The organism is Streptomyces sp. YS415 (assembly GCF_023544665.1).
Taxonomy (GTDB): Bacteria; Actinomycetota; Actinomycetes; order Streptomycetales; family Streptomycetaceae; genus Streptomyces.
This window is the reverse complement of record NZ_JAMJFL010000023.1, coordinates 81,396-100,987: the sequence shown is the minus strand read 5'-3', so window position 1 is coordinate 100,987 and position 19,592 is coordinate 81,396. Positions and strand designations below refer to the sequence as shown.

General features: G+C 71.8%; 16 protein-coding genes. 5 read left to right on the top strand and 11 right to left on the bottom strand.

Annotated elements, in window-relative coordinates:
- Positions 1-69: 69 nt before the first annotated feature.
- On the bottom strand, positions 70-2,235 hold the full coding sequence (locus M8H82_RS26090; RefSeq protein WP_250077495.1) for an ABC transporter family substrate-binding protein: 2,166 nt from the start codon (positions 2,233-2,235) through the stop codon (positions 70-72).
- 323 nt (positions 2,236-2,558) lie between these two features.
- On the opposite strand from M8H82_RS26090, the gene M8H82_RS26085 reads away from it, so the two are divergent.
- The 4 genes from M8H82_RS26085 to M8H82_RS26070 are packed head-to-tail and all read left to right on the top strand — an operon-like array spanning position 2,559 to position 6,396.
- Positions 2,559-2,849 (top strand): hypothetical protein, encoded by a 291-nt coding sequence (locus tag M8H82_RS26085; RefSeq protein WP_250077474.1) that lies wholly within the window; start codon positions 2,559-2,561, stop codon positions 2,847-2,849.
- A gap of 24 nt (positions 2,850-2,873) precedes the next feature.
- A complete protein-coding gene (locus M8H82_RS26080; protein ID WP_250077473.1) occupies positions 2,874-3,695 on the top strand; it encodes a hypothetical protein in 822 nt (273 codons plus the stop codon).
- Positions 3,695-5,623, top strand: a complete 1,929-nt coding sequence (locus M8H82_RS26075; protein WP_250077472.1) for a fumarate reductase/succinate dehydrogenase flavoprotein subunit — start codon at positions 3,695-3,697, stop codon at positions 5,621-5,623. Before M8H82_RS26080 ends, M8H82_RS26075 begins: the two co-directional genes overlap by 1 nt.
- Positions 5,620-6,396, top strand: coding sequence for a succinate dehydrogenase/fumarate reductase iron-sulfur subunit (locus M8H82_RS26070; RefSeq protein WP_250077471.1), 777 nt, complete (start codon positions 5,620-5,622; stop codon positions 6,394-6,396). Before M8H82_RS26075 ends, M8H82_RS26070 begins: the two co-directional genes overlap by 4 nt.
- Here the strand turns inward: M8H82_RS26070 and M8H82_RS26065 are convergent.
- Both M8H82_RS26065 and M8H82_RS26060 read right to left on the bottom strand, forming a co-directional pair.
- Entirely contained in the window at positions 6,388-7,308 is a 921-nt protein-coding gene (locus M8H82_RS26065) for a class I SAM-dependent methyltransferase (protein WP_250077470.1), read from the bottom strand. The two genes, M8H82_RS26070 and M8H82_RS26065, sit on opposite strands and share 9 nt — an antisense overlap.
- A gap of 91 nt (positions 7,309-7,399) precedes the next feature.
- Positions 7,400-8,605 (bottom strand): glycoside hydrolase family 18 protein, encoded by a 1,206-nt coding sequence (locus M8H82_RS26060; RefSeq protein WP_250077469.1) that lies wholly within the window; start codon positions 8,603-8,605, stop codon positions 7,400-7,402.
- A gap of 22 nt (positions 8,606-8,627) precedes the next feature.
- Between M8H82_RS26060 and M8H82_RS26055 the strand changes: the two genes are divergently transcribed.
- A complete protein-coding gene (locus tag M8H82_RS26055; protein ID WP_250077468.1) occupies positions 8,628-10,118 on the top strand; it encodes a hypothetical protein in 1,491 nt (496 codons plus the stop codon).
- Positions 10,119-10,160: 42 nt separating this feature from the next.
- On the opposite strand, the gene M8H82_RS26050 is transcribed toward M8H82_RS26055, so the two are convergent.
- The 8 genes from M8H82_RS26050 to M8H82_RS26015 all read right to left on the bottom strand — a co-directional run bounded on the left by M8H82_RS26050 (position 10,161) and on the right by M8H82_RS26015 (position 19,538).
- Positions 10,161-12,800 (bottom strand): SpoIIE family protein phosphatase, encoded by a 2,640-nt coding sequence (locus tag M8H82_RS26050; RefSeq protein WP_250077467.1) that lies wholly within the window; start codon positions 12,798-12,800, stop codon positions 10,161-10,163.
- 258 nt (positions 12,801-13,058) lie between these two features.
- On the bottom strand, positions 13,059-13,451 hold the full coding sequence (locus M8H82_RS26045; RefSeq protein ID WP_374211696.1) for an ATP-binding protein: 393 nt from the start codon (positions 13,449-13,451) through the stop codon (positions 13,059-13,061).
- A gap of 117 nt (positions 13,452-13,568) precedes the next feature.
- A complete protein-coding gene (locus tag M8H82_RS26040) occupies positions 13,569-13,991 on the bottom strand; it encodes a (deoxy)nucleoside triphosphate pyrophosphohydrolase (RefSeq protein ID WP_250077466.1) in 423 nt (140 codons plus the stop codon).
- Positions 13,992-14,023: 32 nt separating this feature from the next.
- Complete coding sequence (locus tag M8H82_RS26035; protein ID WP_250077465.1) at positions 14,024-14,215, bottom strand: SPOR domain-containing protein; 192 nt, start codon at positions 14,213-14,215, stop codon at positions 14,024-14,026.
- A 328-nt stretch (positions 14,216-14,543) separates the two neighbouring features.
- Complete coding sequence (locus M8H82_RS26030; protein WP_250077464.1) at positions 14,544-15,296, bottom strand: GntR family transcriptional regulator; 753 nt, start codon at positions 15,294-15,296, stop codon at positions 14,544-14,546.
- Positions 15,297-15,443: 147 nt separating this feature from the next.
- The gene (locus M8H82_RS26025) at positions 15,444-16,619 is read right to left on the bottom strand and encodes a DUF4190 domain-containing protein (protein WP_250077463.1); all 1,176 of its coding nucleotides are present in this window, start codon (positions 16,617-16,619) and stop codon (positions 15,444-15,446) included.
- Between the two features lie 259 nt (positions 16,620-16,878).
- On the bottom strand, positions 16,879-18,450 hold the full coding sequence (locus M8H82_RS26020; RefSeq protein WP_250077462.1) for a S8 family peptidase: 1,572 nt from the start codon (positions 18,448-18,450) through the stop codon (positions 16,879-16,881).
- A 257-nt stretch (positions 18,451-18,707) separates the two neighbouring features.
- Positions 18,708-19,538, bottom strand: coding sequence for an oxidoreductase (locus M8H82_RS26015; protein WP_250077461.1), 831 nt, complete (start codon positions 19,536-19,538; stop codon positions 18,708-18,710).
- Between the last annotated feature and the right edge of the window lie 54 nt (positions 19,539-19,592).

Here is a 19,592-nt window from a genome sequence, read left to right as displayed (position 1 = left end):
GGCCCCGAAAAGTCGCCCTTACTTCTCAGTCGCCCTTACTTCTCAGTCGCCCTTACTTCTCAGTCGCCCTTACTTCTTCGACGGGCCCGCCGCAGGCCGAGCGCCCTTCTCCAGGAAGCCCATGTCCTCGTAGACCGGCGTCTGGAAGCCGAAGGCACCCGCGTTGGCCAGGTTCTTCCGGGCCGCCGTCAGCTGGGGGCGCTGGTAGAGCGGGATCGACCCGGCCGCGGCCCAGATTCTCGAGTCCGCCTTGCGGATGAGGCTCTTCGTTTCGCCCTCGTTCAGGGTGGAGACAGCTTGGTCGAACAGCTGGTCCACCTGGTCGGTGCCCACCCGGGTGTAGTTCTGCTCGACGTTCAGGGAGCCGTCGGCGGCCGGGACGGGCTTGGCGTAGATCGGGCGGGCGTCGGTGGCCGGGAAGGCGGAGGCCGGCCAGGAGTACAGCGCCAGGTCGTACTCGCCGGAGGCGATGTGGTCCTTGAAGTAGCTCTCGTCCGAGACCTTGGACAGCTCCGTGCTGATGCCGACCCGGTCCAGCATGCGCCGGATGCGCTCCGCGACCGTCTGCAGCGTCCGAGAGCCGGGGCCCGAGGGAAGCACGAAGCGCAGCGTCAGCGCCTTGCCGTCCTTGGCCAGCGCCCCGGCGGCGGCGCCCGCGGGGGCCGCCGTGCCCTTCGGGGCGTACGCGCCCGGCGCCCCGCCCTGCTTCAGCTCGTGCCGCTTCTTCTCCCGGTCGGCCTCGGCGGGCGCCTTGTCGTCGTCACCCACGATGTAGGTGCCGTCGTCACCGCCCTCCGACTCCTTCTCCTGCCCCTTCTCCTTCTTCTTCCCGGCGTCCTTCTCGCCCTCGGCGCCGGCGGCCTTCTCGTTCTTCTTCCGCTTCACCGGTCCACCGGGCACCCACCCGGCGTCCGCGAGCAGCGCCTGGGCCTCCGCGGTGTCCTGGCCGCCCAGCGCGCCGCTGTTGTCGGCGTAGGCGGCCTGCCCGGCGAGCGCCAGATGGCTGCCGACGGGCTCCGCGGGCAGCCCCAGCGGCTTCAGGACGGCCCCGGCGAGCTCCTTGCGGTCCAGCGCGCGGGCCACCGCCCGGCGCACCCGCTCGTCGGCGAGCGGACCGTCGGCGCCGTTGAGGGCGAGCTGGGTGTAGGCGGGCTCCAGCGAGCGGCGCACCTCGACGTCGCGCAGGGCCTGCAGCCGGCGCTCCTTCTTGCGCGCGCCGGTCTCCTTCTCGGCCGCCTTCCCGTCGGAGCCGTGGGCCACCGCCCAGGAGTGCAGGGCGTCGGCGGCGATCTCCTCGCTGCCGGGGGCGGACAGGGGCGCGGCACCCTGGAGCGGGGTGCCGGCGCCCTTGCTTCCGGAGCGGGCGGCGAGCCCGATCCGGTGGACCGTCTCGGGGTCGATCTCGGCCAGGTCGAGCGCGCCGGCGGCCAGCGCCGCGGCCCGCTTGTCGCGGGGCACCGCGCGCAGCACGATCTCGTCCAGCTTGGCCTGGCTGCCCCACCAGCGCGGGTTGCGGGTGAGGGTGATCTCGTCGTCCTTGCGGTCGACCTTCTTCACGGCGAAGGGTCCGGCGGTGACCTTGAGCTTGCGGCGGGCGCCGTCGTTGAAGGCGTCCGGGGTGCCCATGACGTCCTTCGGGTACAGCGGCGAGAACAGCGAGCGCCAGTCGGCGTAGGGCCGGGCGAAGGTGACCTTGACCTCCAGGTCGTTGGCGCCGCGCTCGATCCGCTCGATGCGCTCGTAGCCGGCGTTGCGCGCGGTCCAGTACGCGGACTCCTTGCCGGACAGGGCGCGCCACTGGGCGGCGAAGTCGGCGGCGCCGATCTCCCGGCCGTCGCTCCAGACGGCCTGCTGGTTCAGCTTGTACAGCACGACCTGCCGGGGCTCGGTCCCGACGACCTTCGCGGACTCCAGGTAGTCGGGGTTCAGCTCCGGCCGCCCCCGCTCGTCCAGGCGGAACATCGACGGCAGTACGGCCTGGGCGACCCGGGTGGTGGTGGCGTCGGCGTCGGCCTGGAAGGTGTTCAGGGTCTCCGGCACGGAGTCCACGGCCCAGCGCAGGGTGCCGCCGTCGGCGACCAGGGGGCGGGCGGCGGGGGCGATGTCCGGCCCGGCGAGCGGCTTGCCCGCGGGGTCCTCGGAGGCGCAGCCGGCCAGAGCGGTCACCGCGAGCGCGCCCGCGGTGAGGAAGATGACCGAGCGCAGCGCTCCGCGGGAAAGGCCGTGCGGGGCCATCGGTTGTCTGCGGGCGCGTCGTGGCTGTTCGGACATCTCTGCTTACCTCCGTGAGCCGCGGGGGTTATGATCACTTTTGGCGGTATATGGAGCTGATCACATCTATGCGGCCACTGAAGAGGAAAGGGTTCGGCAACGGGCCGCGACACGGCGAGCCACGCCGGGAACCCCACCCGTGCGGCGCAACGCACCACGCGATGCACCTATGCGCCTCGGCCAATCGGTGCACGTCCCTTCACAGCGACAGGTGTGACGCGCAACACTCGCAGGCGCATGAACGTTGCCACCCACGGCCGTACGGCCGACGGAAGCGAGGTCACGTCATGTCCGTGCACGACGACCTGACAGCACTGCAGCGGTGCCTCGACGACCTGAACAGGTCGGTGAGCCGCCTGGAACAGCAGCTCGGAAACGGCGGTCTGGACATCCGCCGCGTCCGCACCGACTGCGATCACCTGCGCGAGAGCGTGGCCCTGCTGCGCGCGGCGGCCGCCGCCCCCGCGGCACAGCAGCGCCCCGATCTCGTCACCATCCCCGACACCCCGTACGACGACTCTCTGTGGATCGACACGGACGACGAGGGTCTAGGCGCCCGGGACCGACGAGCCCCCTGAACCCGAACCGACCGGAGTCAAACGTTGGCCACTGGTACGGAACCCCATCTGAACAGCGGCGGTGTACGCGGCGGTACGCGCGCCGCGATCGCCGCCCCGCATCTGCGGACCGACCGCTGGTGGCTGGCGCCCGCCGCCACCGCGGCCGGTCTGCTGGCGTTCATCGTCTACTCGACCTGGCGCGCGTTCGCCAACGCCGACTACTACGCGGCGCCCTACGTCTCGCCGTTCTACTCCCCCTGTCTCGCGGAGAACTGCGAGCCGATGCGCAACGGCCCCAACTGGGAGATCTTCGGCAGCTGGTGGGGCCTCTCGCCCGCCGTGCTCATCCTGATCTTCCCGCTCGGCTTCCGGCTGACCTGCTACTACTACCGCAAGGCCTACTACCGGGGCTTCTGGGCCTCCCCACCGGCCTGCGCGGTGGCCGAGCCGCACAAGAAGTACTCCGGTGAGACCCGTTTCCCGCTGATCCTGCAGAACATCCACCGGTACTTCTTCTACGCCGCGATCCCGGTCGCCGGAATCCTGACGTACGACACCGTGCTCACCTTCCGCGACGAGCACTACGAGTGGGGCCACATGGGTCTCGGCACCCTGGTGTTCCTCGTCAACATCGTGCTGATCTGGGCGTACACGATCTCCTGCCATTCCTGCCGGCACATCGTCGGCGGCAAGCTCAAGCACTTCTCCCAGCACCCCGTGCGGTACCGGATGTGGCAGTGGGTCGGGAAGCTCAACGCCCGGCACATGCTGCTCGCCTGGTCGTCGTTGGTGAGCGTGGCGCTCGCCGACTTCTACGTCTATCTCGTCGCATCCGGTGCCTTCGACGATCCGAGGTTGTTCTGATGTCCGTGGTGGACCGGCAGGAGTGGGACGTCGTCGTGGTCGGCGCCGGGGGCGCGGGCCTGCGGGCGGCCATCGAGGCGCGCGAGCGGGGCGCCCGTACCGCGGTGATCTGCAAGTCGCTGTTCGGCAAGGCGCACACGGTGATGGCCGAGGGCGGCATCGCCGCCGCCATGGCCAACGCCAACCAGCACGACAACTGGCAGGTCCACTTCCGCGACACCATGCGCGGCGGCAAGTTCCTCAACCAGTGGCGGATGGCCGAACTGCACGCGCAGGAGGCCCCCGACCGGGTGTGGGAGCTGGAGACCTGGGGCGCACTGTTCGACCGTACGAAGGACGGCCGGATCTCCCAGCGCAACTTCGGCGGCCACGAGTACCCGCGGCTCGCACACGTCGGCGACCGCACCGGCCTGGAGCTCATCCGCACGCTGCAGCAGAAGATCGTGTCCTTGCAGCAGCAGGACTTCAAGGAGACCGGCGACTACGAGTCCCGGCTGAAGGTCTTCCAGGAGTGCACGGTCACCAGGGTGCTCAAGGAAGGCCCTCGTGTGTCGGGCGTCTTCGCCTACGACCGGGAGACCGGCCGCTTCTTCGTCCTGGAAGCGCCCTCCGTGGTGATCGCCACCGGTGGCATCGGCAAGTCCTTCAAGGTGACGTCGAACTCGTGGGAGTACACCGGCGACGGCCACGCGCTGGCGCTGCTCGCGGGGGCGCCGCTGCTGAACATGGAGTTCGTGCAGTTCCACCCGACGGGCATGGTCTGGCCGCCCTCGGTCAAGGGCATCCTCGTCACGGAGTCCGTCCGCGGCGACGGCGGGGTGCTGCGGAACTCCGAGGGCAAGCGGTTCATGTTCGACTACGTCCCGGACGTCTTCAAGGAGAAGTACGCCGAGTCCGAGGAGGAGGGCGACCGCTGGTACGAGGACCCGGACAACAACCGGCGTCCCCCCGAGCTGCTCCCCCGCGACGAGGTGGCCCGCGCGATCAACTCCGAGGTGAAGGCGGGCCGCGGCTCCCCGCACGGCGGGGTCTTCCTGGACGTCTCGACGCGGATGCCCGCCGAGGTGATCAAGCGCCGGCTGCCGTCCATGTACCACCAGTTCAAGGAGCTGGCGGACGTGGACATCACGGCGGAGGCGATGGAGGTCGGGCCGACCTGTCACTACGTGATGGGCGGGATCGCGGTCGAGTCCGACACGGCGGCCGCCCGCGGGGTGCCGGGGCTGTTCGCGGCCGGTGAGGTCGCGGGCGGGATGCACGGCTCCAACCGGCTCGGCGGCAACTCGCTCTCCGACCTGCTGGTCTTCGGGCGCCGGGCGGGCTGGCACGCGGCCGAGTACGCGGCGGGCCTCGCCTTCGAGCGCCCCGAGGTGGACGACGCCCAGGTCGACACCGCGGCGGCCGAGGCGCTGCGCCCCTTCTCCGCGGAGAGCCCGGACGAGGCCGCGCCGGAGAACCCGTACACCCTGCACCAGGAACTCCAGCAGACCATGAACGACCTGGTCGGCATCATCCGCCGCGAGGGCGAGATGGCGCACGCGCTGGAGAAGCTGGCCGAGCTGCGGGTCCGGGCCCGGCGGGCCGGGGTCGAGGGGCACCGGCAGTTCAACCCGGGCTGGCACCTCGCCCTGGACCTCCGGAACATGCTGCTGGTCAGCGAGTGCGTGGCGCGGGCCGCGCTGGAGCGCACCGAGTCGCGCGGCGGCCACACCCGCGAGGACCATCCGGGCATGGAGCGCACCTGGCGCAACGTCAACCTGCTGTGCCGGCTGGCCGACCCCACCGGCGGTCTCGCGGCGACCGACGCCGAACGCGGCCAGATCGACCTCAGCCGCGAGCACACCGACCCCATCCGACCCGACCTGCTCGCCCTCTTCGACAAGGAGGAGCTGGTCAAGTACCTCGCCGAAGAGGAGCTGTACGAGTGAGCAGCTACGAGGCCCGCTTCAAGGTGTGGCGGGGTGACGCCGGCGGCGGCGGACTCGAGGACTTCAGGATCGAGGTGAACGACGGCGAGGTGGTGCTGGACATCATCCACCGCCTGCAGTCCACCCAGACCCCGGATCTCGCCGTCCGCTGGAACTGCAAGGCGGGCAAGTGCGGTTCGTGCTCGGCGGAGATCAACGGCCGGCCGCGGCTGATGTGCATGACGCGGATGTCGGTGTTCGACCGGGAGGAGACGATCACCGTCACTCCCCTGCGCGCCTTCCCGGTGGTCCGCGATCTCGTCACGGACGTCGGCTTCAACTACACCAAGGCGCGCGAGATCCCGGCCTTCGTGCCGCCCGAGGGGCTCGGCCCCGGCGAGTACCGGATGATGCAGGAGGACGTGGACCGCTCGCAGGAGTTCCGCAAGTGCATCGAGTGCTTCCTGTGCCAGGACACCTGCCACGTGGTCCGCGACCACGAGGAGAACAAGCAGGCGTTCGCCGGGCCGCGCTTCCTGATGCGGGTGGCGGAGCTGGACATGCACCCGCTGGACGCCGCCGCCGAGTCCGGCCTGGACCGCAAGAGCACCGCCCAGGACGAACACGGCCTCGGTTACTGCAACATCACCAAATGCTGTACGGAGGTCTGCCCCGAGGGCATCAAGATCACGGACAATGCGCTGATCCCGCTGAAGGAACGCGCCGTGGACCGCAAGTACGACCCGCTGGTCTGGCTGAGGTCGAAGATCCGCAGGCGGTCCGGGTCAGGCTGAGGCCCGCAGGTACCCCGAGTGCGTCACCTGGCCCAGGAACCTGAACCGGGTGTCCGTGATCATGTGCTTCTCGAACGCCTCCTTGATCCCGGGCCACTTGGGGTGCCCGAAATCGTCGAGTACGACGATCCCGCCCGGCGCGACGATGCGCTCCGCCCACTCCAGGTCGGCGGCGACACCGGCGGCGGAGTGGTCGCCGTCGACGATGACCACGCCGTAGGAGCGGTCCGAGACCAGGGCCCTGACCTCCGGGTCCTCGGAGAAGCCCGGCTGGATGCGGGCGGCGGCACCGGCCGCTCCGGCGAGGCTCAGATTGGTGCGCACGGCGGCCAGGTTGACCGGCGTGCCGGAGGCGTCGCTGCCCATGGTGGCGCCGGGCTGGAGCTGGGTCCCGGCGAGCGGGTCGACGATGGTCAGGCTCGGCGCCCGCCCGGCACGCTCGGACATCCGGATGAGCGCGGCGCCGAACATCCCGTACAGGGTGCCGATCTCGAGGATCTCGTCGTTCGGGGGGTCGAGCAGCGGTACCGCGGAGAGCTTGCCGACGATGTTCATCGTGCCGCCCGCGATCCGTCCGACGCCGAGCGCCTCCATCGCGATGAGCAGCCGGAACGCCTGGGCGACCGTGCGCTCGCAGGCCTGCCGGTCGGCGCCGGTGACCTGCTCCAGCTCGGAGATCGTGGTGTTGAGATGGGGCGCCGAGGGGAGCCGGGACGCGCCCCGCCCGGTCCCGTCGAAGAACAGCTCCAGGGGGCGCTGGCGGTTGCGCAGGGTTCTCAGTTCCTTCTGGAGCGCGTCCTTCGAGGCGATCTCGACATGGCGGCGGACCTCTCGCTCGATGCGCTGGTCGATCAGCTGAACGATCGGACGCAGGGCCCGTCGAGCAGCCTTGCTGGTGATTAGCGTTCGCATTGGTGGACGGTATGGGCGCTCACAGCCGCTCCACAACAAACAGAACGGTGCGTCGAGTTAAATCACATATGACGTTCCGGTCACGACATGTTCACCTCACCCAGCCGCGCCGGTACGCCGTCCAGTCCGCCTCCTTCGCCGCGAAGTCCACGTACAGCGCAACGCCGAAGCGCTCCCGGTCCGGGTCGGTGCGGGACAGGCCGAGGCGGGTGCCGCGCACGGCGGCGGAGACGGTCTCGGCGGATTCGTGGTGGCCGACGTCGCTCTCGTGGAAGAAGGGCAGGCCCATCAGCAGGTCGGTGGTGGGCGGGGTGACCTCCAGGGCGAGCGAGGTCTGCTGGGCCACGTAGCCGCCGTACAGGCTCTCCAGCGGCAGGGCGGTGTCGTACGACATGACCGCGATCTGGTCGACCCTGCGCGCGACCTCGCCGAAGAAGTCCTGCGACCACCACTTGGGGTGCCCGGTGAGGAAGCCGGCGACCGAGTGGAGGGCGGGGAGGGGGTCGATCCGGTGGGCGGCGACGGAGAGCGGGACGTCCCGGGCGCGGGTCTCCTCGCGGAGGGCGTCGAGGAGGGTGAGGTAGTCCTGGTCGCCGGAGTGGAGGGGTTCCAGGTCGAAGTGGGCGCCTTCGAAGCCGGCGGCGAGGATCCGGCGGGTGGAGGTGACGACGGCCGCGCGGGTGCCCGGGTCCTCCAGGCGCAGGCCGTCCGGGCTCTCACTGGCGAGCCGGTCCCCGAGCCAGGCCTGGACGCGCACGCTGGGCGCTTCGCGCCGCATGGCGTCCAGGAACCAGCGCGCTCGGGGGTACTTGCTCGCCGGGAGCGTGCCGTCGTGGTTCAGGGGTCCGGCGTGGACGTAGAGATCCCGGATGCCGGTGGTGTCCAGTCGCCGCACGAGGGCGGTGACGTCCGCGTCGCGCTTGCGCCCGTCGACCCAGGCGTGCCCGAGCCAGATGGCGTCACGGTTGCGTGTGTATGTGCCGTCCTCCGGGTCGCCCGAGTAGTTCAGGCGAAGGGCGAGGGCAGCGGTGAGCACGGGCAGAAGCAGGACTACCAGGAGAGCGAGGGCGGTACGCCGGACCGCGCGACGCCACCGCCTCCGGCGCCCGGCCGGGGCGTCAGCTTCGTCGGGGGCAGGATCGGGGGTGGGTGCGGGAGGGGGCGTGGGCTCCGGGTCGGGTGCGGGCTCCGGGGGGTTTTCTGGGGCCTGGTCCTGCTTCGACTCTCGCTCTTCCACTGGCGTCCCCTGTTCGTGTCCTCGCCGTCCACCCCGGCGGCCCCGGTCGCGTGGTCGCATTCCTGCTCATACGCTCCGAAAGGTGACCTCATCCTTGATCCGGGGCCGGCCCCGGCGGGCCACCGGGCGCATATCCGTGCTGGTGATGCATGCCGTGCTGGGTGTACTGATCGCCGTGGCGTGGCCGGCGTCGCCGGGGATGACGTCGGGGCCGGACGCTCCGGTTGCGGTCGGCTCGGAGCGGCCCGTCGCGAGCGCCTCCGCCCAGCAGGCGCCGGACGACTCCTCCGCCGGGGACCTCGTGCTGCCGCTCGTCGCGGCCGTGGCCGCCGTCGCGGTCGCCGGGTACGGCTATGTGCGGCGCACCCGGCGGGCGCGCACCCGGACCACGCCTGGCGGTGAGCCCGTCCGGGCGGCCGGTCCGCCCCTCGGTGACCTCGACGAACGGGCACGGGCACTCCTCGTCGACGCCGACGACTGGGTGCGCACCAGCCGGGAGGAGCTCTCCTTCGCCGAGGCCCTGGCGGGCTCCGAGGCCGTCGCGCCCTGGGCGCGGGCCCTGCGCGACGCCGAGACCGAGCTCGCCTCCGCCTTCCGCATGCGGCAGCGCTACGACGACGGCGTCCCGGAGGACGAGGCCCGGCGGCGGCAGGTGCTCGCGGGGATCGTCGGGCGGTGCGAGGAGGCGGGGCGGCGGCTGGACGCGGAGGCGGCCGGGTTCGATCAGCTGCGGGGCCTGGAGGCGGGTGTGGGCGGCGCGCTGGAGGTCGCCGAGGCCCGGTTCAGGGAACTGACCGCCCGTACGGCAAGTGCGGACACCACGCTCGGCGAGCTCGGCGAGCGGTACGGGCCCGCGGCCGGGGCCGATGTGTCGGGGTACGTCGAGCGGGCCAAGGACCGGCTCGTGTTCGCGACCTCCCGGCTCAACGAGGCTCGGCAGGGCGCGGACCTGGGCGAGACGGAGCGGGCAGTGCGGAATCTCCGGGCCGCCGAGGGAGCCGTCGCCCAGGCCGCCGTGTTCATCGACGGCGTCGAGCGCCGGGCGGCGGAGCTGGCGACCGCGGCGGGGCTCGTCGCGCCCGCGCTGACCGGCGGGGAGGCCGAGATCGCCGGGGCGCGGGAACGGGCGGCGAGCGCCCCCGGGGGCCGGTCCGACGTCCGGATCAGCCATGCCGACGGTGTCCTGGCGGACGTACGGGAAGAGGTGACCGGGGGGCCGTACGACCCGATGGAGGCGCTGCGGCGGATCGTGCGGGGTGTGGTGCCGGTCGCGGACGGGCGGGCCGGGGTTCTGTCGACGGCCGCGGCACTCCTGGCGCACAGCTCCGCCGGCGCCGCGGAGGACCACGTCGCCACGCACCGGGCCGCGGTGGGCTGCATCCCCCGCACCCGGCTGGCGGAGGCCCGGCGCCTCCTCGCCGCCACCCCGGGCCTGACCGACCTCCTCACCGCCGACGCCCTGGCGCGCCGGGCCCGTGACCTGGCGGACCAGGACGCACGCACCCCCACCCGTCCACCCACCCCGACACCCGCAAGCTTCGGCGGCCCCCGCACCCACACCCGCCGCACATAACCGGCTCACGACGACCCGACACCAGGCCCCCGTGCGTGAGTGTCAGAAGAGGCTCAGCAGGGCCTCCGCCGGGTCCGTGAGGCCTGTTTCGCCGTCGGGAAGCGGGAGTTCGAACCAGACCGTCTTGCCGCGGGGGGTCCGGCGGGAGCCCCAGGCCGCGCTCAGCAGGCCCACCAGTTGCAGGCCCCGGCCGCCCTCGTCCGTGTCACGGGCCCTGCGGCGGCGGGGCTGGACCAAGCCCGCGTCCCACACCTCGCAGACCAGGGTGCGGTCGAGGAGGAGGCGGAGACGGATGTCGCCCTCGCCGTAGCGCAGGGCGTTCGTCACCAGCTCGCTGACCAGGAGTTCCGCCGTGTCGACCAGCGGCTCCAGGTCCCAGCTCTGGAGCCGGCGGCGGGCGTGCTCACGGGCCCGGCCCACGCTGCGCGGCTCGCGCGGCAGCGTCCAGTCGCCGACCGAGTCGGCGGGCAGACCCTGGACCCGGGCCATGAGCAGGGCGATGTCGTCCTCGCCGTGGTGGGTGTCGAGGGTGTTGAGGACGTGGTCGCAGACGTCCTCCAGGGGGCTGGAAGGATCCGTCAGGGCGCCGACGAAGGCTTGCAGGCCCTCGTCCAGGGGGTGATCGCGACTTTCGACCAGTCCATCCGTGTAGAGCGCCAGCAGCGCGCCTTCGGGGAGTTCGACCTCCACCTCCTCGAAGGGCTCCCCGCCCACACCGAGCGGCATGCCCGGCGGTACGTCCAGCATCAGCGCGTCCTCGCCCGGCTCGACCAGGACGGGCGGCAGATGGCCCGCGTTGGCGAAGGTGCAGCGGCGGGTCACCGAGTCGTAGACCGCGTACACGCAGGTCGCCAGGTACACCTCGGACAGGTCGGCCTCGCGGGGGCGGCGGGCGGCGCGGGTCGCCTGCTGGACCCCTCCCGGCGCGCCGAGGCCCCGCGCGATCTCGTCCAGCGCGCTGAGCACTTCCGCCGGTTCCAGGTCCAGCAGGGCCAAGGTGCGTACGGCCGAGCGGAGTTCGCCCATGGCCACCGCGGCCCGCAGACCGCGGCCCATCACGTCCCCGACCACCAACGCCGTCCGGTGGCCCGGCAGTTCGATCACGTCGAACCAGTCGCCGCCCACCTCGCTCGGCCGGTCCGCGGAGGAGGCCCCCGGCAGATAGCGGCAGGCGATGTCCAGGCCGGAGGCGACCGGGTCGCCGGGCGGCAGCAGGGACCGTTGCAGCATCAGCGCCCGCTCGTGCTCCCTGCGGTACAGCCGGGCGTTGTCGATGCACACCGCCGCCCGCGCCGCCAGCTCCACCGCCAGATCCCGGTCCCGGTCCCCGAAGGGCTCGCTGCCCTTGGTCCGGGAGAACTGCGCGAGCCCTACGACGGTGTCGTGGGCGACCATCGGCACGGCCAGCGTGGACTGCACGAGGCCGCCCTCCTCGGCGGGCACGGACCGCGGGCGGGCGGTGCGCAGGGCGTCCGCGCACGGGGAGTTGAAGGGGTAGTGGTGGACCGCGCCGACCGCGACCGCCGCGCCGCCGCCGACGAAGGGCGCGTCGGATACCGCGCTGGCGAAGGCCACCCGGCGCAGTTCCGCACTGCCGTCGGCGAGCCCGGGCGGGGTCTCGTCGCCGGCCAGCAGGCCCTGGTAGAGGTCGACCGTGGCCAGGTCGCAGAAGCCGGGAACGACGACGTCGAGCAGTTCGCGGGCCGTGGTCTCCAGGTCGAGGGAGTTCCCGATCCGGGCACCGGCCTCGTTGAGCAGGGCGAGGTTGCGCCGTGCCGCGGCGGCCTCGCGGGCGGCGGCCCGGCGGGCGGTGATGTCGGTGCCGAGCCAGGCGATGCCGATGGGCCGGCCCGAGCCGCTGTGCACCCGGTAGAGGTTGACGGACCAGTGCCGGCGCTCGTCGGAGCCGGGCAGGAAGCCGGTGACGTGCATGTCCGTGATGGACTCGCCGGTCTCCAGGACCCGGCGCAGGGTGGCGGTGACCCGGTCGGCCTCCGGCCTGGGCAGGTAGTCGTGGACGCCCTTGCCGCGATGGTCGTCGGGGGTGCCGCCGAAGAGCGAGGCGAACCGCTGGTTGGCGCGGCGCACCTGAAGGTCGGTGTCGATCAGCAGGAAGCCGAAGGGAGATTGGCCGAATATGGCCTGCGAGGCGGCGAGGTCGGTCTCGATCCTGCGCAGGGTGCGCACGTCGACGACGATGCAGACGGCCGCCTTCTCGCCCTCCTCGGTCCGCGTCGGCATGACGTAGACCTCGGCGAGCGCCTCCTCGCCCCGGCCGCCGGTCGCCTCGTCCGGCTTGCGGAAGGGGACGACCCCGGTCCACTCCCGGCCGTCCAGGATCTCGGCCATCTTGCGATGGCCCTGCTCGCGCCGGTCGGGGTCGATGAACGCCGCGATGGGATCCATCCCGACGGCGCGCTGGGCAGGGATGCCGAAGAGCTGCTCGGCGCGCAGGCTCCACTGCTCGACGAGACCGTCGGGGCCGATGGAGAAGGAGGCGACCCGGATGTAGTCGTACATGGAGCCGGGCGGGCTGCTCTGCCACATGCCGTCGGAGGCCGGTTCGTCGCCGGAGGCGCGCGCGGCATCGGCTGCGGCGCCCCTGTCGGCGGCCGCGGCCACCGCCTTCGCGCCGCCCGACGGGTCCTCGGACTCCGTGGCCTTCGCTGGTATCTCGCTCACGCGAACCGTCCCCTCCAGCTCACCGCGTCCGGCACCGGTCACCGGAGGCGGCTGCCCGCAGTATCCAGCACTACGGCGCCGCACAACACGGTGTTCACGATCACAGCACGTTCCCGATCGTTTTTGGACCGGACCGCGGAAACACTTCCAGTCTTCTAACCAGCCGACACGCAGTCGAATCACCGACTCCGACAACCGCCAGTGGCCTGAACCAGTCGTCTACAGGGCCGGGTCGGCCGTACAGCGTTCGTACGGGTCTCAGGGCACCGCGAGCTCGAACCAGACCGTCTTGCCGGCGCCCCCGGGGCGGGTACCCCAGCGGCGCGAGGAGTGGGCGACCAACTGGAGGCCTCGGCCGCTCTCGTCCTCGGGGGCCGCGATCCGTTCGCGCGGGAAGTCGGGGATCGGGTCGGAGACCTCGACCAGCAGGACGCCGAGCCTGGCGGGGCGGACCAGGCGGACGCCGATCGGGCCGGTGGCGTGCCGCAGGGCGTTGGTGACCAGTTCACTGACCAGGAGGGCCGCGATGTCGGTGAGGCAGTCCAGGCCCCAGTCGTGCAGTCGGCCGCGGACGGCGGAGCGGGCGGCACGCACGGCGCCCGGTTCGGCGGAGAAGGTCCACTCGACGCAGTCGCCTTCGGTGTCGATCACACCGATCACTTCCCGGGCAGCGTGTCCTATTTCACAGGGTTAATGGGCACATACCCGAATTTTGCGAGGCTGTATCGCCGGTGCGGCTTGTCGTGCCCGTGCGGCGGAGCCGCGCCTTCAGGAAGCTCCGCGCTCCTGGGCACGCTTCAGTCGCCGTTCGATTTCCTGCACCGCGGGGGCGTCCTGGGTCAGCCACTCCACGGTCCACAGGTCCGCGGGGGTCAGCCAGCGCAGGCCGTCGTGGTCCTGGAGCGGCTTCGGGGCCGGGGAGCCCGGGAGGAGGCGGGCCGTCCAGACGTGCAGCACGTACGGGTCGCGCAGCGGCCACTCGCCCGGGACCCGCTCCAGCGGTTCCGTTTCCACGCCGAGCTCCTCGCGCAGTTCGCGGACCAGGGCCGCCTGCGGGGTCTCACCCGGTTCCACCTTGCCGCCGGGGAGTTCCCAGCGGCCGGCGAGCTCGGGCGGGGCGCTGCGGCGGGCGGCGAGGAGGCGGCAGTCGTCCAGGAGGGCGGCTCCCACCACCACGATCGGTTCCGTCATGCGCCGGAGCCTACGGGAACCGCGGGCGCGCCTCAGTCGGCGGTCTCGGTGCCTCCCTGGGCGATGCGCTCGACCCAGTAGAGCTGCTTGTGGCCGCGGGAGTCGAGGCTGTCCGCGATCTTCTGCGCCTCGGCCCGGGTCGCGTACCGGCCCACGCGGTACCGATTGCCGTTGTCGTCCTGTCGTATGACGAGCCAGGGAAGAGTGATCGTGCTGTCGTTCATCACGCCCCGCCGCTCCTTCCCGCATCGGGCCCGAGTCCCGCTCGCGGCCTGTGCCGTGCCCCGCCCGCTAAGGAAACCGCAATCCGCATATGCCCGAGCCTACGCCTAACCTTTACGGAGCGAATACGGCTTTTCACAAAGAGGTACGCAACCGGCCAGGACGCAGGGGGCGCACGTCGCCCAATGCGCCCTCCGTGCGCGCCGACGCATCAAGTCAGCGGCATACCGGGCACATCGGGGACGACCTGCGAGAACGACCAGATTCCAACCCCCGTGGAAGGGGCCCCGGTTGGGTCGGTGCCGGGGGCAACTGCCTCGGGGTTGTGCGCTACTTCACGGGCAGGTGGTAGGCGATGCGGTAGCGGTCGGCGGGGACGACCACATCGGCAGTCTCCACGGGGCGGCCGGAGGCGTAGTAGGTGCGCTGGATGACGACGACGACATGGCCGGGGACACCGCCGAGGGCGTGCAGTTCCTCGGCGAGGCCGGGGCGGGCGCCGACCTCCTCGGTGACGTTGTCGACGATGACGTCGATGGCGCGCATCCGCTCGACGACACCCATGCCGCCGAGCGGGCCCTCCTCGGGCAGCATCACCGGGGTGCGGCCGGTGACCGCGAGGGGCTCCCAGGAGGTGGAGAGCATCATCGCCTCGCCTGCCTCCCGGAACAGATAGCGGGTGCACATGACCCGGTCGCCGGGCTTGATGGCGAGCCGCTCGGCGACCGCCACGCTCGCCTCGGCCTGCTCGCTGCTGGACTCCCAGGTGCCGCGCGCCTCGCCGTCGGCCTGCTCCTGCCGGAACGGCGTGGCCCCGCCGGTGGGGCGGAACCCGGAGCGGGCGATCCGGCGGGGCACCGGCCGCTCGCGCACATACGTCCCGGAGCCGGAGCGGCCCTCGACCAGCCCCTCGGCCATCAGCACCTTGCGCGCCTCCAGGGCGACGGTGTCCGATACGCCGTACTCCTCGCGGATCCGCGCCTGGGACGGGAGGCGGGTGTGCGGTGGCAGCGAACCGTCGGCGATCTTCTTGCGGAGATCACCCGCGACACGCAGGTACGCCGGCTGCTCACCGAATGTCACTGGCCGCTCCCATCAGGTTGTACAGACAGCAACAGCGTGGCAACCGTGGGTTGTGCCATGCAAGCAAAGGCCAGAGAATCACTCGATGTGATGACTTCTGCCCACAGCACCCTTTACGCAGGCACTTTCTCCCCGCTATAGCCGCGATCACACATCGAGTTCCCCGCTGCCGGGGCCGTCGCCCCCGGTGTCGTACTCCCCGTCGTGGGACGGCACGGTGGTGGCGAGGCCCAGAGCCTCGCGCGCGGTGACGGTGGTGGGGCCGTCGACATACTCCCAGCCGGCTTCGTAGTGCTCGTAGAAGGTGTCGGCGTCCTCGGTGGTGGCCGCCTTCTCCCAGGCCGTGCGGGCGTCCTTCATCTCCGCGACCAGATCGTCGACCGGCTCCTCGGCCGCGGACGGCCAGCCGTGTCCCTCCAGGGCCTCGACCTGCTCACCGAGCACGGCCTCGACGTCCGCCGCCCAGTCCTGGTTGACCGGCAGGTCGTCCTCGGGGTAGTCCTCCGGCTCCTCGTAGAGCACGTCATCCACGGCCTTCATCGCCTTGAGGAAGGCGAGTTGGTCCGCGTCGAGGGTCGTCTCGTCGTTGCGCAGCGAGCCGGTGAGGGTCCCCCTGTCTTCGGTGCTGCCGAACAGGCAGGTGATCTCGCGGTCGCCGAAGCGCCAGCTCTGGCTGGTCGGGACGAGATAGGAGACGCCCGCGTCGTCCGGGACGGCCCAGGGGTCCATGGCGTACTCGGCTTCCAGCGCGTAGCACTCGTCCTCGGCGGTGCGGGTCACCGAGTCGTCGCCCGGGAACCGTCCGGCGGGCAGGGTGATCACGGCGAACACCTCCCCGTCGTGGCGGCCCGCGCACGGCACCTCCTCCACGTCGTAGGTGGCGCCCTCCAGGGAGCCGGACGGGGAGTCGAAGCAGTCGCCCTTCGCGAGCGCGTAGGCCGTGCCGTTCTCGCTCGCCGCGTCCTTGAAGCCCTCCCAGACGTCGGAGGCGATCCCGGTGGACAGCGTCACCGTCCACAGCGCGAGCCCGACCGACGACAGCACGGAACCGGCGATCGCCATTCCCCTGCCGCGCTCGCCCTTCTTCCTGATCTGCGCGAGCGCCACCAGGCCGAGGACCAGGCCGACGGCCGGCAGGAAGCAGAGGATGCCGAGGACCAGGGCGGCGATCGCGACGCCGTTCACGGGCGCCGGGCGGCCGTAGGGGTGGTAGGGGTGGTAGGGGTACGGCGCGTACGGGCCCGGCGGGTACGGCCCCTGGGGTCCCGCGGGGTCCTGGGGCCCTGGTGGCTGGTAGGGCCCAGGGGGCGGGGGTATCGACACGAGGACCGTGCTCCTGGTTCGGGCGGCGAGGCCGGGCGGCGCAGCACTGACGTACGACGGAATGCACGCGCATGGTAAGCGCGGTGGGGGCGGCGGCGGAACGCGAGTCGCAAAGGGGACGATCCAGTCGGTCAACCGGCTGATCGGGCTGTCTCGGCGGGCGCACTCGGGCGGCGGCAGACGCGACTCGTCCCCGTCGCCGGCCGGGTGACGGATCCCGGGCCTTGCGACGAGGACGAGTGCGGCGATCGGTAGAGCGTCAGAACTGGAGCGCCCAGGCGTCGATCCGCCCGGTGTCGTAATTGGCGTTGTCGCTGACCCTGAGCTTCCACGTGCCGTTGGCGGCCTCGGAGGAGGCGTTCACCGTGTACGTGGTGTTGATGTTGTCCGCGCTGCCGCCGGTGCCGTAGGCCTTGAGCGTGTAGGCCGTGCCGTCGGGGGCGATCAGCTGGACCTGGAGGTCACCGATGTAGGTGTGCACGATGGTGACCGGGACCGCCAGCGCGGAGGGCGCGTTGCCGGAGACGCCGGACACGGTCACCGGGGACTCGACCGTGGCGTTGTCGCTGATCGCGTAGTCACCGGTGTTCTCGAACCGCGGCCCGGGCGGGTCGGTGGTGCCGCCGCCGACGTAGAGCAGCCGGTTGGGTGAGCCGGTGCCGGGGCTGGTGACGACGTTCGGGGTGGCCGCGGTCGTCAGGGCCGAGGCGACCTGCGCGGGGGTGGCCGCGGGGTTGGCCGCCAGGTGGAGCGCCGCCGCGCCCGCTACGTGCGGGGTCGCCATCGACGTACCGGAGATGGTGTTGGTGGCGGTGTCGCTGGTGCTCCACGCCGAGGTGATGGACGAGCCCGGGGCGAACAGGTCGAGGACCGTGCCGTAGTTGGAGTAGCTGGCCCTGGCGTCCGACGACGTCGTGGCGCCGACCGTGATGGCCTCCGTCACGCGGGCGGGGGAGCGGGTCGAGGCGTTCGTGGACTCGTTGCCCGCCGCCACCGCGAAGGTGACGCCGGAGGCGATGGCGTTGCGGACCGCGGTGTCGATCGCGGTGTCCGCCCCGCCCCCGAGGGACATGTTGGCGACGGCCGGCTTGACGGCGTTCCGGGCGACCCAGTCGATGCCGGCGACGACCTGCGCGGTCGTACCGGAACCGGAGTTGTTCAGCACCCGGACGCCGACGACCCGCGCCTTCTTGGCGACGCCGTAGGCGGTGCCGGCGACCGTGCCCGCGACGTGCGTGCCGTGGCCGTGGCCGTCCTGGGCGGTGTTGTCGTTGTCGACGGCGTCGTAGCCGTAGGAGGCACGGCCGCCGAAGTCGCTGTGGGTGATGCGGACGCCGGTGTCGATGACGTACGCGGTCACGCCCTGCCCGGCGGTGTCCGGGTAGGTGTACGAGCTGTTCAGCGGGAGGTTGCGCTGGTCGACCCGGTCCAGGCCCCAGGAGGGCGGGTTCGGCTGGGTCGCGGTGATGCTGAAGGTACGGTTCTGCACGACGGAGGCGACCGCCGGGTCGGCGGCGAACTTCTTCGCCTCGGCCGCGGAGGCGTCGACTGCGTAGCCGTTGAGCGCCTTGGTGTAGGTGCGCTCGATGTCGGCGCCGTACTTCTTGGCGAGCGCCCGGCCCTCGGCGGAAGCGGCGCGGGCCTCCGGCTTCAGGGTCACGATGTAGCTCTCGGCCACGGCGTTGGCCGCGCCCGCGTACTGGACGCGGCCCTCGTCGGCGGTCGGGGCGGCGCCGGCGGGGAGGGCGGAGACGAGGCCCGCGGTCAGGACCGCGGAGGCCGCCACGCTGATCGCGGCCAGTCTTCGCCGGGTAGAACGCATCACTGCCATCTGAGGGATCCTCCTCAATCGGTGGTGCGCTGGTGGGGGGTGGTGCAGGCACGCCGGAGCCCGCCCGAATAGGCGTGATCATGTCAACTAGCGTCCCGTGCGGACTCGGGCACCCGCCGAAAGATTGAGGCTTCCACAGGAATTGCACAAGGGCCCTGCACGGACGTAACACACGTGCCATATGCCAGACATGACACGCCGTCACCCCGGGCGGGGCCCTTGTCCGGGCTGTTCCTACGCGTCGAACCCGGCCGTTCCTACTCGTCGAACGCGGTCGCGCGGGTGTGCTTCTCCCAGGCGACGACGTCCTCGCGCACCTGGTCCAGATGACCGAGCACGGCGTCCACCGCGTCGGCTCCGAGCGGCAGCCGCAGCGGGGTCCGCTCGGCCTGGAGCGCGGCCAGGATGGCGGCCGCGGCCTTCGCCGGGTCACCGGGCTGGGAGCCGTCGCCGCCGGAGACGAAGCCGCGGGTCTGGCTCACCTTCGGGTACCGCCCGCTGTCCGCGCTGGCCCCGGCCCGGCCCGCCGCGAAGAGCGAGGTGCGGAAGGCGCCCGGCTCCACGATCAGCACCTTGATCCCGAACTCGGCGACCTCGTCGGCGAGCCCCTCGGACATGCCCTCCAGCGCGAACTTCGTCCCGCTGTACAGGGAGAAGCCCGCGAAGGACATCTGCCCGCCCATGCTGCTCATCTGCACGATCGCGCCGGACCGCCGCTCCCGCATGTGCGGCAGCACGGCGCGGGTGAGGGCGGCCGGGCCGAAGACGTGCACATTGAACAGTTCCCGCAGCTCCTGCTCGGTGGTCTCCTCGAAGGCGCCCACATGGGTGCGGCCCGCGTTGTTGACCAGGACGTCGATCCGCCCGTGCCGCGCGAGGACGTCCCGGACCGCCGCCTCCGCGGCCGAGGTGTCGCCGACGTCCAGGCGCAGCGCCTCCACCTGGTCCGGATGGGCGGCCACCAGATCGTCCAGCGCCTCCGGACGCCGTACCGCGCCGACCACCACATCGCCCTCCGCCAGCGCCGCCTCGGCGATGGCCCGCCCGAACCCGCTGCTCGCACCCGTGATCAGCCACACCTTGTTCATCACAGCTCCCCGTGGTCCCGGTAGTCACTCTCGGCGTGTGAACAAGCCTGCGAC